The 15,108-nt window shown below is 61.0% G+C and carries 13 protein-coding genes; 8 read left to right on the top strand and 5 right to left on the bottom strand.

Translation table 11 applies throughout. The features are described 5' to 3' along the window. Nucleotides 1-33 precede the first annotated feature (33 nt). The 3 genes from gyrB to dnaA form a co-directional block, all read right to left on the bottom strand. A complete protein-coding gene (gene gyrB / locus PQR54_RS01480; protein ID WP_408243774.1) occupies nt 34-2,505 on the bottom strand; it encodes a DNA topoisomerase (ATP-hydrolyzing) subunit B in 2,472 nt (823 codons plus the stop codon). A 114-nt stretch (nt 2,506-2,619) separates the two neighbouring features. After that, nucleotides 2,620-3,723: a DNA polymerase III subunit beta gene (gene dnaN, locus PQR54_RS01475; RefSeq protein ID WP_007180118.1), complete on the bottom strand. Its 1,104-nt coding sequence runs from the start codon at nt 3,721-3,723 to the stop codon at nt 2,620-2,622. Nucleotides 3,724-3,943: 220 nt separating this feature from the next. Continuing rightward, entirely contained in the window at nt 3,944-5,581 is a 1,638-nt protein-coding gene (gene dnaA, locus PQR54_RS01470; protein ID WP_408243773.1) for a chromosomal replication initiator protein DnaA, read from the bottom strand. 391 nt (nt 5,582-5,972) lie between these two features. Between dnaA and rpmH the strand changes: the two genes are divergently transcribed. The 4 genes from rpmH to yidC all read left to right on the top strand — a co-directional run bounded on the left by rpmH (nt 5,973) and on the right by yidC (nt 8,642). After that, entirely contained in the window at nt 5,973-6,107 is a 135-nt protein-coding gene (gene rpmH / locus PQR54_RS01465; RefSeq protein ID WP_004198824.1) for a 50S ribosomal protein L34, read from the top strand. 23 nt (nt 6,108-6,130) lie between these two features. Further along, on the top strand, nt 6,131-6,616 hold the full coding sequence (locus PQR54_RS01460; protein WP_012434888.1) for a ribonuclease P protein component: 486 nt from the start codon (nt 6,131-6,133) through the stop codon (nt 6,614-6,616). Nucleotides 6,617-6,722: 106 nt separating this feature from the next. Then, nucleotides 6,723-6,953, top strand: a complete 231-nt coding sequence (gene yidD, locus PQR54_RS01455) for a membrane protein insertion efficiency factor YidD (protein ID WP_408243772.1) — start codon at nt 6,723-6,725, stop codon at nt 6,951-6,953. A gap of 30 nt (nt 6,954-6,983) precedes the next feature. Next, nucleotides 6,984-8,642 (top strand): membrane protein insertase YidC, encoded by a 1,659-nt coding sequence (gene yidC / locus PQR54_RS01450; protein ID WP_408243771.1) that lies wholly within the window; start codon nt 6,984-6,986, stop codon nt 8,640-8,642. 139 nt (nt 8,643-8,781) lie between these two features. On the opposite strand, the gene PQR54_RS01445 is transcribed toward yidC, so the two are convergent. Then, nucleotides 8,782-9,195: an XRE family transcriptional regulator gene (locus tag PQR54_RS01445; RefSeq protein ID WP_408243770.1), complete on the bottom strand. Its 414-nt coding sequence runs from the start codon at nt 9,193-9,195 to the stop codon at nt 8,782-8,784. A gap of 369 nt (nt 9,196-9,564) precedes the next feature. On the opposite strand from PQR54_RS01445, the gene mnmE reads away from it, so the two are divergent. The 3 genes from mnmE to PQR54_RS01430 all read left to right on the top strand — a co-directional run bounded on the left by mnmE (nt 9,565) and on the right by PQR54_RS01430 (nt 12,743). Beyond that, the gene (gene mnmE, locus PQR54_RS01440; RefSeq protein ID WP_408243769.1) at nt 9,565-10,959 is read left to right on the top strand and encodes a tRNA uridine-5-carboxymethylaminomethyl(34) synthesis GTPase MnmE; all 1,395 of its coding nucleotides are present in this window, start codon (nt 9,565-9,567) and stop codon (nt 10,957-10,959) included. Nucleotides 10,960-11,132: 173 nt separating this feature from the next. After that, nucleotides 11,133-12,347 carry a tyrosine-type recombinase/integrase gene (locus PQR54_RS01435; protein WP_408243768.1) on the top strand — a complete coding sequence of 405 codons (1,215 nt, stop codon included), beginning with the start codon at nt 11,133-11,135 and terminating at the stop codon, nt 12,345-12,347. A 234-nt stretch (nt 12,348-12,581) separates the two neighbouring features. After that, nucleotides 12,582-12,743 (top strand): hypothetical protein, encoded by a 162-nt coding sequence (locus PQR54_RS01430; protein WP_408243767.1) that lies wholly within the window; start codon nt 12,582-12,584, stop codon nt 12,741-12,743. 88 nt (nt 12,744-12,831) lie between these two features. Here the strand turns inward: PQR54_RS01430 and PQR54_RS01425 are convergent, their stop codons facing one another. Continuing rightward, entirely contained in the window at nt 12,832-13,158 is a 327-nt protein-coding gene (locus tag PQR54_RS01425; protein WP_408243766.1) for an ecotin precursor, read from the bottom strand. A gap of 289 nt (nt 13,159-13,447) precedes the next feature. On the opposite strand from PQR54_RS01425, the gene PQR54_RS01420 reads away from it, so the two are divergent. Beyond that, nucleotides 13,448-15,073, top strand: a complete 1,626-nt coding sequence (locus PQR54_RS01420) for a methyl-accepting chemotaxis protein (RefSeq protein ID WP_408243765.1) — start codon at nt 13,448-13,450, stop codon at nt 15,071-15,073. The last annotated feature ends 35 nt before the right edge of the window (nt 15,074-15,108 follow it).

Raw genomic sequence — 15,108 nt, 5'->3', positions numbered from 1 at the left:
TTTCAGCCTATGCGTTGGTCGCAGCAGCAGCCTTCAAACATCAATATTCCCCGCCCTCAACGCATTCGACTCAATGAACGCCCTACGCGGCTCCACATCATCCCCCATGAGCGTAGTGAAGATCCCATCAGCCGCAATAGCATCCTCAATCTGCACCCTCAGCAGTCGACGCACAGTCGGATCCATCGTAGTCTCCCAAAGCTGCCCAGGGTTCATCTCACCGAGCCCCTTATAGCGCTGCTTCGAAATATTGCGCTCAGCATCAGCCAACAACCACTTCATAGCCGACTTAAAGTCAGTAACAGCCATACTCCGCTCGCCACGTTTAATGACAGCGCCAGTCCCAATCAACCCCTTAAACGTATTAGCGGTATTGATCAGCTGTTGATAGTCAGCCGTGAGCTGAAAATCCTGATCCAACACAGAAATCTTCTGATTCCCGTGATGCGTCCGCGCAACCCGCAACGAGCGCAATTCACGCACAGGGTCATACATCGTCGTAACCTTAACCTCAGGCTTCAACGGATCATCCCTTAGCTTCGCTTCCAGAGCCTTAGCCGACGCATCAGCCGCTTCCTCGCTAGACAGGTCGATAACAATCCCATCCATCACAGCCTCGAGCGCCCCAGCGTCATACAACCGGCTCAACCGGTTAACAACAGCCTGCGCCAGCAAATAAGCCCGAGCCAACTCCCCCAACGCATCGCCGGTAATAGGCGTAGCCCCTTCAGAAGCCAACAACTCCGACCCCTGCAGCGCCAGCTTCAGAATGTGAGCATTAACCTCAGCCTCATCCTTCAAATACCGCTCATCCTTCCCCGCCTTGATCTTGAACAGCGGCGGCTGCGCGATATAGATATACCCACGCTCGATCATCTCCGGCATCTGCCGATAGAAGAACGTCAACAACAGCGTCCGAATGTGCGCACCGTCCACGTCAGCATCGGTCATGATGATGATGCGGTGATAACGCAGCTTATCGAGGTTGTAGTCTTCCTTACCAATCCCGCAACCGAGAGCAGTAATCAAAGTAACAATCTGCTCCGAAGAAAGCAGCTTGTCATACCGCGCCTTCTCCACATTCAGCACCTTGCCGCGCAGCGGCAAAATCGCCTGAAACTTCCGATCCCGACCCTGCTTAGCCGACCCGCCTGCCGAGTCACCCTCGACGATATAAATCTCGGACTTCGCCGGATCCTTCTCCTGGCAATCCGCCAGCTTCCCAGGCAGACCCACGCCGTCGAGCACACCCTTGCGACGCGTCATCTCACGCGCCTTCCGAGCCGCATCCCGCGCGCGCGCCGCATCGACAATCTTGCTGCAAATAATCTTCGCGTCATTCGGCGTCTCGAGCAGAAACTCTTCGAGCGCCTTCGCGACCACATCCTCCACCGGCGCGCGCACTTCCGACGACACCAGCTTGTCCTTCGTCTGCGCGCTGAACTTCGGCTCCGGCACCTTCACCGACAACACGCACGACAACCCTTCACGCATATCGTCGCCGGAAGTCTCAACCTTCGCCTTCTTCGCGACTTCGTGATCGTTGATGTACTTGTTCAACACGCGCGTCATCGCCGCGCGCAAACCGGTCAAGTGCGTCCCGCCGTCACGCTGCGGAATGTTGTTCGTGAAGCACAGCACGTTTTCGTTGTAGCTGTCGTTCCACTGCATCGCCACTTCCACGCCCACGCCGTCTTTCTCGCCGCTGATGTGGAAAATGTTCGGGTGCAGCACGGACTTGTTCTTGTTGATGTACTCGACAAAGCCCTTCACACCGCCCACGAACGCGAAATCTTCTTCCTTGCCGGTGCGCTGGTCGGTCAGCTTGATTCGCACGCCGTTATTCAGGAACGACAGTTCGCGAATCCGCTTGGCCAGAATGTCGTAGTGATATTCGATGTTGCCGAAAATCGTCTCGTCGGCGAGGAAGTGCACTTCGGTGCCGCGGTTCTCGGTGTCGCCGGTGACCTGAATCGGCGAAACAGCCACGCCGTCGATCTCTTCGATAATGCGGTTCTGCGGCACGCCACGGTGGAATTCCATGAAGTGCTTCTTGCCGTCGCGGCGAATGGTCAAACGCAGCCACGCGGACAACGCGTTCACGCACGACACGCCCACGCCGTGCAGGCCGCCGGACACCTTGTAGCTGTTCTGGTCGAACTTGCCGCCGGCGTGCAACTCGGTCATCACGATTTCAGCGGCGCTGCGCTTCGGATCGTGCTTGTCGTCCATCTTCAGACCGGTCGGCACGCCGCGGCCGTTGTCGGTGATGGAAATGGAGTTGTCCGCGTGAATGATCACCTGGATGTCGTTGCAATGCCCCGCCAACGCTTCGTCGATGGAGTTGTCCAGCACTTCGAATACGAGGTGATGCAGACCGGTCCCGTCCGATGTATCCCCGATGTACATCCCGGGCCGCTTGCGCACCGCCTCCAGACCTTCGAGGATCTGAATCGAGGATGCGCCGTAGCTGTTGTCGGGTTGCGAATTGTTCGTTTCAGTCATGGATTTTTTCCGGTTCTGCGTTGCTGCAAGGTTGCTGCTCGGGACTTTTCAAATCACCATAAAAACGCCAAAGGGGCGCTGCGCCCCTTGGTGTGTTCTTTGGTATTGGACGCGTTAGATGCGCATCGGCATCACGACGTACTTGAATTCGTCGTTCTCAGGAATCGTGATCAACGCGCTGGAGCTGGCGTCGCCCAGGCTCACTTGCAACGTGTCGACTTTCAGGTTCGCGAGCACGTCGAGCAGATACGTGACGTTGAACCCGATATCGACGCTGTCGCCGTCGTATGCGATTTCCAGTTCTTCCTGCGCCTCTTCCTGATCGGCGTTGGTCGACATAATCTTCAACTGGCCCGGCTCGATGATGCAGCGCACGCCCTTGAATTTGTCCGAGGTCAGAATCGCGGCGCGTTGCAGCGAGCGCTGCAGTTCTTCACGGCCGATCACGAACTGATTCTTGTGCGACTTCGGAATCACGCGCTGGAAGTCGGGGAATTTGCCTTCCACCAGCTTCGACACCAGTTCGACCTGGCCGAACGTGAACTTGACCTGCGTCTGCGCGATGTCGATCTTCAGCGTGTCGTCGATGTCTTCCAGGAGACGCTGGAGTTCCAGAATCGTCTTGCGCGGGATGATCACTTCCTGACGCTGGAACGAGCCTTCGATCTTCATGGACGAGAACGCCAGACGGTGGCCGTCGGTCGCGACCGCCATCAGCTGGTCGCCGTCCACCACCAGCAGCATGCCGTTCAGGTAGTAGCGGATGTCCTGCTGGGCCATCGAAAAATGGACCATGCCCAGCAACTGGCGGAAAGTCTTCTGGGGAACCACGAGGTTCGCGCCGTAGTCTTTAGCTTGCGCGACCGTCGGGAATTCGTCCGCGGCGAGCGTTTGCAGCGCAAAGCGGCTCTTGCCGGATTGCACGGTCAGACGCTTGTCGTTCAGCGTGAGCGTGACCTGCCCGTCGGGCATGGCGCGCAGAATGTCGAGGAGCTTTCTCGCTGCCACCGTGGTCGCCACCGAATCGCCGCCCACGCCGAAATCGGCACGCGTGGTGATCTGCAACTCGAGGTCGGTCGACAGGAACGACACGTCAGGGCCGTTCTTGGTAATCAGCAAATTGGCGAGGATCGGCAACGTATGGCGGCGTTCGACGATGCCGCTCACAGTTTGCAGCGGCCTGAGGAGGTTATCGCGTTCGGTCTTGACCAGTTGCATAGAGTTCCTTCGTTGATATAACGGCCTGCGCGCCTTGCCAGGACAGCGTTCCCGCGCGCAGCCGTGGCTCCCCGCCGGCGCCACGCAGCGCCTGTCACGGCGTGAAATCCGCCCGCGGCCGCCGGGCGGTTAAACCTGTATTGTGCCTGAAAACGGAAGCGCCTCACTAAAATGGGGGCGAGTTTGGAAATAAACAGGTCGTTTTTTCCAGACAGACCGCTCAGCCCTTCAGCGTCTGCTCCAGCACGTGCAGTTCGTGGTTCAGTTGCGCGTCCTTGCTGCGCTCATCGGCAATTTTGCGCACCGCGTGCAGCACCGTGGTGTGGTCGCGTCCGCCGAACAGCTCGCCGATTTCCGGCAAGCTCTTCTGGGTCAGCTCTTTCGCCAGATACATGGCGATCTGTCGCGGCCGCGCGATGTTCGCGGGACGCTTCTTCGAATACATGTCCGCGACCTTGATGCTGTAGAAGTCAGCCGTGGTCTTCTGGATGTTTTCCACCGAAATCTGCCGGTTCTGTACTGTCAGCAGGTCTTTCAGCGCTTCTTTCGTCACTTCGATCGTGATTTCGCGCCCGTGGAACTTCGAGTACGCGAGGATCTTGCGTAGCGCGCCTTCGAGCTCACGCACGTTCGAACGCAAGTGTTTCGCGACGAAGAACGCGACGTCTTCATTCAGGCTCACGAACTCGGATTGCGCCTTGCGCATCAGAATCGCGACGCGCATTTCCAGCTCGGGCGGCTCGATCGCCACGGTCAGGCCGGAGTCGAAGCGCGAGATCAGGCGGTCGTCGATACCCGAAATTTCCTTCGGATACGTGTCGCTGGTGATGATCACCTGCGCCTTGTTCGCGACCAGCGCCTCGAACGCGTAGAAGAATTCCTCTTGCGTGCGCGACTTGCCGGAGAAGAATTGAATATCGTCGATCAGCAGCAGGTCGAGCGAGTGGTAGTAGCGCTTGAAATCGTCGAACGCCTTGCGCTGGTAGGCCTTCACCACGTCGGACACGTACTGCTCCGCGTGGATGTAGCGGATTCGCGCGCCGGCCTTGTCCATCAGAAGCTGGTTGCCGATCGCGTGAATCAGGTGAGTCTTGCCGAGGCCGACGCCGCCATACAGAAACAGCGGGTTGTATGAGATGCCGGGGTTGTCCGCAACCTGAATCGCCGCGGCGCGCGCGAGCTGGTTGGCCTTACCGGTCACGAAGTTGTCGAAGGTCAGCACCGGGTTCAGCTTGGAACGCTCGTACATCGAGTCGTTTTCGCCGCTGCCGTTCGAACTCGCGCTTTGACCCGGACGCCACGTGCGGCGGGCGGCCGCGGCTTCGTTCGCGTCGAGGCTGGGTAGGTCAAGGTCGGCGGAGTCTTCAGCGGCCGCGGCGCGTGCGTTCGCGTTTTGTTCAGCTGCGGCACGGGCATTGGCGTTGAGGTTGGCCATCGCGTTGTTCGCGCCGTTCGCACCGCCGGCGCGCGCGGCCTGCGCCGCTTGCACGGCGCCGACGGCCGCGTCCACCGCAGCGCCATTACCGGCGCTACCGCCCATCGAACTGGGCGCGGAAGCCGGACGCGCAGAAGCCGGTGCCGGCGCGGCTGCTGCGGGGGCGCGCATGCCGGCTTTCGGGTCGAGCACGAATTGGACGTCGACGGGAGCCTGCCAGAAATCGCGAGCCATATCCGCGATGCGGCCGGAGAACTGGCTCTTGACCCAGTCGAGCTTGAAACGGTTCGGCGCAGCGATGCTAAGCGTGTTCGCAGCGGCGTCGAAGGCGACCGGGGCCAACGGTTTGATCCACGTCACGTACTGCTGGGGCGTAAGCTCACGCTCCAGCAATGCGGAACAGTGTTGCCAGAAATCGTTCATCGAGTTGCTGTCGTTATGGTGTGCACGGCGGTCGCCGCTGCCCCTGTCGCGCGCACGCAACAAGGCCCTGAGCAGCCAGGCGTAACGGCCCCAGGCGCTTGTGCCACAAGGGTTTGCGGGACGAGCGAGCCGGAGCGGCGTGCAGGATTTTTGGGAAGTAAGGCGAGATTCTAACGCCAAAACGGACCCGCAAGGGAGTTATCCACAGGGACGGATCACGAGGCTTGCGCCTCATAGGGCCGGGTCGAACCAGGCTAAACTATTGACGGTCAACGAAAAACCGGTTTAAATAGCGGGTTCCGCGAAAACCAATTCTGTAAACGCCCGGCCATTGCCGCTTCAGCGATGATCGTGCGGTTAATTTTCGATCAGTCGATCAAGTGAGAGCAACATGAAACGTACTTACCAACCTTCCGTTACCCGTCGCAAGCGCACCCACGGCTTCCGCGTTCGCATGAAGACCGCAGGTGGCCGCAAGGTCATCAACGCACGTCGCGCGAAGGGCCGCAAGCGCCTCGCCATCTAAGGCAGGCGTTGCACGCGACGCTTATGCCAGGTAGTGAAGCCCGCGGTGAAGCGGGAACGGCTGAGGCGCAGCAACTGGGCTCGGTTCCGTTGCGAGCGCAAGCCGCCTTCCCCAAAGCCGCAAGGCTGCTGAAAACGGATGAATTTTCATCCGTTTTTCGTTTGCGCCCGTGGCGCCGCACCGCGCACTTCGTGGTGTACGGCCGGCCCACCGGCAACGAAGCTCGCTTGGGCCTCGTGATCGGCAAGAAGTATGCGCCGCGCGCGGCCACGCGTAATCTGGTACGTCGAATCGCGCGTGAAGCCTTCCGGCTGCGTCGCGCGGAATTCGGCGGTTGGGATGTGCTGCTGCGTTTGCACACGCGCTTCGACAAGAAGGCTTTGCCGAGCGCCTCGTCGCCGCCGTTGAGGGCGCTGTGCCGCAGCGAAATCGAGGCGCTGCTCGACAAGGCAGCGCGCGAAGTGACCCGTCGCCAGGCGCCGCCCGCGGAAGCGCCCAAGACGGAATGACGCTCAAGTGACCGCCCGCTTTGCAGTTCAGGCCGCTCCGGCAGCCGGGCTGCGCGGGCGTCGCCCGGTACTCCACGTTGCGCGGCGCCGTCCGGCCGCACCAGCCATGCAAACGGTACTCATCGCTATACTGCGTTTCTACAAGGTTGCCGTCAGCCCAATGCTCGGCAACCGGTGCCGTTTTTACCCTTCCTGCTCTGATTACGCGCGCGAAGCAATCCAGTATCATGGCGCCGCGCGCGGGACTTATCTCGCCGCCAGGCGTATTTGCCGCTGCCACCCGTTTTCCGCGGGCGGCATCGATCTCGTCCCGCCTCCCACTTCTGAAAAGCGCTGACGCGCCGTTCCATCGACACTGAGACAACGCATGGATATCAAACGCACCGTCCTATGGGTCATCTTTTTCATGTCAGCGGTCATGCTGTTCGACAACTGGCAACGCGACCACGGACGCCCGTCGATGTTCTTCCCGAGCGCCACGCCGACCAAGACCGTCGGTAGCGCCGCACCGGGAACCACGACGCCGGGAACCCAGCCCGCCGATCTGCCGGCCACGAACGCAGCCGCACCGGGCAACGCGCCGGCGGCCACGCAAGCGCAACTGATCAAGTTCAACACCGACGTCTATAGCGGCGAAATCGACACTCGCGGCGGCACGCTGTCGAAGCTGTCGCTCGTCAAGCAAGGCGACGGCAAGCAGCCCGATCTCGTCATCACGCTGTTCGACCGCACCGCGAGCCACACGTATCTGGCGCGCACAGGCCTGCTCGGCGGCGATTTTCCGAATCACAACGACATCTACACCCCGCTGCCGAACCAGCAACACGATCTGACGGGCAACGAAAAGTCGTTCCAGCTCAGCTTCGAATCGCCGGTGAAGGGTGGCGTGAAGGTCATCAAGACCTACACGTTCACGCGCGGCAGCTATGTGATCGGCGTCGACACGAAGATCCAGAACGTCGGCACCACGCCGGTGAGCCCGTCGGTCTATATGGAACTGGTGCGTGACGACCAGCCGGTGGAAACGCCGCGCTTCTCGCACACGTTTATCGGGCCGGCTGTCTACACCGACCAGCATCACTTCCAGAAGATGACGTTCGGCGACATCGACAAGAATAAGCAGGATTACGCGACTTCGGCCGACAACGGCTGGATCGCGATGGTTCAGCATTACTTCGCGTCGGCCTGGATTCCGCAGCAAGGTGCGAAGCGCGACATCTACGTCGAAAAGATCGATCCGGCGCTGTATCGCGTCGGCGTGAAGGAGCCGGTGCCGACCATCGCCCCGGGCCAAACGGTCGACGTGTCCGCGCGTCTGTTCGCGGGTCCGGAAGAAGAGCGCATGCTGGAAGGTATCGCGCCGGGTCTGGAACTGGTGAAGGACTACGGCTGGGTGACGATCATCGCCAAGCCGCTGTTCTGGCTGCTCGAAAAGATCCACAGCTATGTCGGCAACTGGGGCTGGTCGATCGTGCTGCTCACGCTGCTGATCAAGGCGGTGTTCTTCCCGCTGTCGGCTGCGAGCTACAAGTCGATGGCGCGCATGAAGGCGATCACGCCGCGCATGCAAGCACTGCGTGAACGCTTCAAGGGCGATCCGCAGAAGATGAACTCGGCGCTGATGGAGTTGTACAAGACCGAGAAGGTCAATCCGTTCGGTGGCTGTCTGCCGGTCGTGATTCAGATTCCGGTGTTCATCTCGCTGTACTGGGTGCTGCTGTCGTCGGTGGAAATGCGCGGCGCGCCGTGGATTCTGTGGATTCACGATCTGTCGCAGCAGGATCCGTTCTTCATCCTGCCGGTGCTCATGGCCGTCTCGATGTTCCTGCAGACCAAGCTGAACCCGACGCCGCCGGACCCGGTTCAAGCCAAGATGATGATGTTCATGCCGATCGCGTTCTCGGTCATGTTCTTCTTCTTCCCGGCCGGTCTGGTGCTGTACTACGTCGTGAACAACGTGCTGTCGATCGCCCAGCAGTACTACATCACGCGGATGATGGGGCAGACTAAGGCCAAAGCGGCTTGATGATATTTGCTTGAGGTGGGCGGAAGCGCCCACCGTCGTCTGAAGCTCAGATAGCAGCAGTAGAAAAGAAAAGCCGCCCGGCGCAAAATCGGGCGGCTTTTTTCATGCTCGCGGCAACACTCGCCACGCGAAACCGCGCTTATTCCTCTTCCGGTTCCGCGTCTTCACCATAAAAGCGCACGATCATCTCTTCGACCAGAAAACGGTCCTTCGGTGTGAGCGACTCGATCTTGGAAGCGAGCTCGATCGTTTCCGCCGACGGTGGGTATTTCTCGCCACGTGCCAGCGGCCTCGCGTTCACACCCGGCGACGGTCCGTAGTGCAGCCAGTGCTCCTTCACGTTCAGCCATTCGGCCAGCGTACGCAACTTATCTGGCTTGGGAATCGTCGTACCGGATAACCACTTATGAGCGGTTTGCGGCGTAACCTCCCGCTCACCTCTATAGCGCAGATTGAATTGCTCGGCGAGCTTGGTCCCGCCGCGAATCTTCAGCGGCTCCAGCAGGTCCTTCAGCCGTTTGGCGAAGGCGGCTTTTTCTTTATTGGTCGGCATGGGCCGGATTGTGCAATTCAACCTTCAAACAGTTGACAACCGGACGAGTTTAGTTTTAGCGTATTTGAGATACTTTTAGCTTGCGAGGCGCTTTAGGCAATGGGTCTGCCGAATTTGTAGAATTTTGGTGTTTTTCCTTGTCTGGCGCGCCTGTCTGCGACTTCGCCGTCCTACAACTTCTTATTTATTCTCAAGGAACGCAGTAGTAATCCTAGCTCGTTTGAGATAAATCCCAGTCGCCCGACTAAGGTAGCTTCCGCCATCAACAAGAGCGTCGCGACACAAGCGCCGAAAGCGCCCGCGTTACAATGCCTCGCGCCGCGCTGACCGGCGGCGCCCTCCCCTCCTCTCCGTTTTTGCCACGCTTTTATGCTCACCACCGATTCCGATCCGATCGTCGCCATTGCCACCGCGCCCGGCCGTGGAGGGATCGGTGTCGTGCGAATTTCGTTCGGCCGCTCGGGAGAGGCGGCAGCCCAGCCGCTGATGCAGGCGCTTACCGGCCAGACATTGGCGCCGCGCCACGCCAGCTACGTCCCATTCCTCGACGTCAGAGGCAACGCGCTCGACCGCGGCATCGCGCTGTACTTCCCGGCGCCGCATTCCTACACCGGCGAGCATGTGCTCGAACTGCAAGGCCACGGCGGTCCGGTCGTGCTGCAACTCGTGCTGCAGCGTTGCATCGACGCCGGCCGCGCGTTCGGTCTGCGTCTGGCCGAACCGGGCGAATTCACGCGTCGCGCCTTCCTCAACGACAAGCTGGATCTGGCGCAAGCCGAAGCGGTCGCCGATCTGATCGAGGCCAGCACCGAGGCCGCCGCGCGCTCGGCGGGCCGCTCGCTCGACGGCGCGTTCTCGCGCGACATTCACGCGCTGGTCGAAGACGTGATCACGCTGCGCATGCTGGTCGAAGCGACGCTGGACTTCCCCGAAGAAGAAATCGATTTCCTCGAAGCCGCCGACGCCCGCGGCAAGCTCGCGCGCATTCGCGAGCGTCTCGCGCACGTGCTGAGCGAAGCGCGGCAAGGCGCGTTGTTGCGCGAAGGGCTCTCGGTGGTGCTGGCCGGGCAGCCGAACGTCGGTAAATCGTCGCTGCTGAACGCGCTGGCCGGCGCGGAGCTGGCGATCGTCACGCCGATCGCCGGCACGACGCGCGACAAGGTCGCGCAGACCATTCAGATCGAAGGCATTCCGCTGCACGTGATCGACACAGCCGGCCTGCGCGATACCGAGGACGAAGTCGAAAAGATCGGCATTGCGCGCACATGGAGTGAAATCGAGCGCGCGGATGTCGTGCTGCATCTGCTCGATGCGCGCACCGGCATGACGGCTGAAGACGATGCGATTGCCGGACGCTTCCCGGGTGGCGTGCCGGTGGTCCGCGTGCTGAACAAGACGGACCTGACCGGCCTCGCGCCCGCGACGCAAGCGCTCGACGCGGACCTCGAACTGAGCGAAGTGCGGCTGTCGGCGAAACAGGGTGACGGCGTTGCGCTGTTGCGCGACGAACTGCTGCGGATCGCCGGTTGGCAGGCGGGCGCGGAAAGCGTGTACCTGGCGCGCGAGCGGCATCTGATTGCATTGCGCGCGGCTGAGGAACATTTGGCGACTGCCGCCGCGCACGCCGATCAGAACTCGCAAGCGCTTGATTTGTTCGCTGAGGAACTTAGGCTCGCGCAGGATCAGTTGAATTCAATCACCGGTGAGTTCAGTTCGGATGACCTTCTCGGAGTGATTTTTAGCAGGTTCTGTATTGGGAAGTGAGCGAGGGGTCGACAATAAGCTAGCGAGCCCTGTCGCAAAGGCTTTTTGCATAATCCGAAACGCCGGATCACGGACCAAACACGCACCCCGTTGACCCAAAAATCGGCAAATCTTTGGTACACAGCTGCTATAAGGTTTAGAATCGCCGCTGTCCGAGCACCCGCGATCCGAACATGCCCCGCCTAGCCGTCCCTCTCACCGAAGCCCAAGTCCGCGCGCTCGAACCGCGCGACACCCGCTATTGCGTCGCTGACGGCAATGGTCTCGTCATCGAAGTCATGACGACCGGCACCAAGATCTGGCGCTTCCGCTACACGCTGAACGGCAAACGCCAACCGCTCGCCACCATCGGCGACTACCGGATGATCTCGCTGCGTGTCGCGCGCGCCAAGGCGCAGAAGTATGCGGAGATGGTCGCGCAAGGCATCTCGCCGGTCGCCACGGCGCGGCGCGACCGCGGCGCGGAAAGCAAAGCCGATGTCCTGCGCGAAGCCGCCGAGCTTTATCTCGCAACTGAGATGGCCGGCAAGTCGGAAGAATACCGTCGCACCACGCGGCGGGCGCTCGACAAAGACGTCTTGCCCGCCATCGGCCACATGCAGATCAAAGCGGTGACCGCCGACGACATCGTCGCGATATGCGACAGAATCAAGAACCGCGGTTCGCCGAAAATGGCGCTGCATACGCGCAACGTGGTGAAGCGTCTCTACGAATATCTGATCGCCCGGCAACTCGCATCCAGCAATCCGGCCGAGGTCGTGCCGGCGCGCTCCATCGCTACTTTCGACAGCCGCACCCGCGTGCTCTCCGGCGACGAGATCGGCGCCATGTTCCGCTCGATCGACGCGTCGAGCATTCGCCGACCTTTGAAGCTGGCGCTGCACCTGCTGGTGCTGACGATGGTGCGCAAGTCTGACCTGGTCGAATCGACGTGGGCGGAATTCAACCTGGACAAGGCGATGTGGACGATCCCCGCTGCGCGCCTGAAAAAAGACCGCGATCAGCGCGTGCCGCTTTCCCAGCAGGCCGTCTCGATGCTGCGCGAGCTCGACCACGCCAAGGCCAGCCGAAAGTTCGTATTCCCGAGCGTCAGAGGCGACGATCGGCCGATCGCCAAAAGTACGCTGAATCAGGCGGTCAAGGCGCTCGGTCTGGAGGTGGAGCATTTCGTCCTGCACGACTTCCGGCGCACCGCAACGGCGCACCTGCGCGAGCTGACGCAGCCGTCCGACGCGCTCGACCAGAACACGGCGACGACGCCCGAGCGTAGCGAGCAAGGTGCCAGCGCAGAAAATGCCGCGAAGCAGCGATGGGTCATGCAGCGGTGGGCGGATTTCGTGGATGCGCAGATCGAAGGCACGCGTAGAGCCTCGACCAGTACGTCTTGAAACCGGCCTCGTCGGGCGCCTAACCTTTGAAATAAGCGGTTTCAATGGTACACAAGACCAGCCGTGTCCAACCCAAATCACTGTTAAAAATAAGAAATTATATTTCCCACTAGGTTTCAAAGGTGAGGAATAAGACGCCGCCGACTCCCCGCCACAATCGCCTCACACAGACCTTTTCTCCCGCGTTTCATCGCCTAAACTGAAGGGTGGACGCAACTCGATACGGAGGCTCCCATGTCTGAATCATTGATCGCTTATTTGCTGGGGCCTGCTGTCATGCTGCTGGTCGGCGTTGCTATCTGGGCCGCGTCCCACTACCACGAGAAGACGAAGCCGCAAAGACTCGAGCGCTGGCTCGACACGCACTATGCGGAGTGGCTGCATCACAGGCACTGAGTCGCGCTTGAAATGAAAAGGCCGTCGCGTAACACGACGGCCTTTTTGTCTGTGGACGCGCGCAACGATGCGCGCGGTTCGCGACTGATTACCAACCCGGCTGCGGCTGCGGATATCCGTATTGAGCCTGCGGCGGTGGCGCACCACACGCCACATAGGCACGTTGGTACTGGTCATAGCAGTATCCCGGCGGCGCTTGCGCATAGACAGGCGCGGGCTGATACGCCGGCTGCGCATAAACGGGCTGCTGGTAAGCCACCACTGGCGCCGGATTCAGCACGGAGGTCACCACCGCCCCGAGCACGGCCCCGCCGATCAGCGCGCCGACGACATCGCCGCCATTACCGTGGGCCGATGCTTGCCCGGCCACGCTCAGACTTCCCACCATCACCAACGCCACTGCGATCTTTTTCATGTTTGACTCCCGCCGTTCAGGCATGGAACAGATTGTGGCGGGCGCGCGCAGAAATAGATGCTGCAAGTGGTAACGGGACATTACCCGTGTAACGCGGTGGGGACGCACGGCCGGCTATACGTCGAAGTGATTACTCCGCTTCCCCATTCCACCGATCAATGTAAAATCCGCCGCATAACCTGTCGGATAGTTCTGACAACCCGCAAAGCTTTTCCAGCCCGTCGATTGAAGGACCGGACCACGTCGACAACACGGGTCGAGACAAGCGAAAAAAGTAAGGGGCGTGCGCGTGAAACAATGGACCATCCGGCAACGGATTCTGTGCAGCTTCGGAATCGTGCTGATCGTGATGCTGACGATGGCAATCGTCACGTTCGAGCAGCTCGGCGGCATCGACCGCGACGCGAAGAGTCAGCAGGAAGACTCGATGCCCGGCCTCTACTACGCGACCGCGATGCGCGCGGCCTGGTTCGAAAACTACACCGTCACACAGCGCCTCATTTACGTGGACGCGGACCCCGAGTCCGTCAAGCGCGACACCGAACGTTTGCAAGACACCGAGCAAACACTTCAGAAGCTTCTCGGCGACTACGGCGCGACCATCTTCCGCGACAACGATCGAGAACTCTTCAACGACTTCCGCCAGCAGCACACCCAGTACCTGCCGATTCAGGCATCGCTGTTGAACGCCCTGCCGAGCTCGAAAGAGAACGCCGTGCGTATCTTCAACGCGCAACTGACGCCGACCTGGGAAGCGGGCCGCCTCTCGGTGCGCAAACTCGTCGACAACAACAAGGCCGACGCCGACAAAGCCGCCGAAAGCATCCGCAGTTCGGTCGAGGCGACCCGCGTCGTGCTGCTCGTCATGCTGTTGATCGCCGCCATCGTCGCCGTGCTGGCCGGGTACTGGCTGCTGCGCGCGGTCACCACGCCGATGGCCAAAGTGCTGAAGGTCGTCGACGTGATGCGCACCGGCGACCTCACCCAGCGCCTGCAACTGAATCGCGCGGACGAAATCGGCGCGCTCGAAGCGGGCTTCAACCGCATGACCGACGAACTCACCGCACTGGTCGGGCAGGCGCAGAAATCGGCGGTGCAGGTCACCACATCGGTAACGGAAATCGCCGCGACTTCGCGCGAACAGCAAGCCACCGCGAACGAGACCGCCGCCACCACCACCGAGATCGGCGCCACGTCGCGTGAAATCTTTGCGACCTCGCGCGACCTGCTGCGCACCATGAACGAAGTGTCCGAAGTTGCCGGCCAGTCGGCGGCGCTCGCGGGCACCGGTCACGCCGGTCTCGCGCGCATGGAAGAAACCATGCGTCTCGTGATGGAAGCGGCCGGCTCGGTCAACGCGAAGCTCGCGATCCTCAACGAGAAGGCCAGCAACATCAATCAGGTTGTCGCCACCATCACCAAGGTCGCGGACCAGACCAACCTGCTCTCGCTGAACGCGGCGATCGAAGCGGAAAAAGCCGGCGAATACGGCCGCGGTTTCGCGGTCGTGGCAACCGAGATTCGACGCCTCGCCGATCAGACTGCCGTGGCGACCTACGACATCGAACAGATGGTCAAGGAAATCCAGTCCGCGGTGGCGGCAGGCGTGATGGGCATGGACAAGTTCTCCGAAGAAGTGCGGCGCGGCATGCTCGACGTGCAGAACGTCGGCGGCCATCTCACGCAGATCATCCAGCAGGTGCAGCAACTCGCGCCGCGCTTCTCGATGGTCAACGAAGGCATGCAGACGCAGGCCACCGGCGCCGAGCAGATCACCCAGGCGCTGACGCAACTCTCGGAGGCCGCGCAGCAGACGGCGGAATCGCTGCGCCAGTCGACCCAGGCGATCGACGATCTGACGCACGTCGCCAACAGTCTGCGCACCGGCGTGTCGCGTTTCAAAGTGACGGCCTGACGCGCCACGGCGCGCCGCTCGACGCCGACACCCGT

It is taken from the genome of Paraburkholderia phytofirmans (genome assembly GCF_046028095.1).
Classification (GTDB): domain Bacteria; phylum Pseudomonadota; class Gammaproteobacteria; order Burkholderiales; family Burkholderiaceae; genus Paraburkholderia; species Paraburkholderia phytofirmans_A.
The sequence above is the reverse complement of the archived record's forward strand: the minus strand, read 5'-3'. Positions and strand labels throughout refer to the sequence as shown.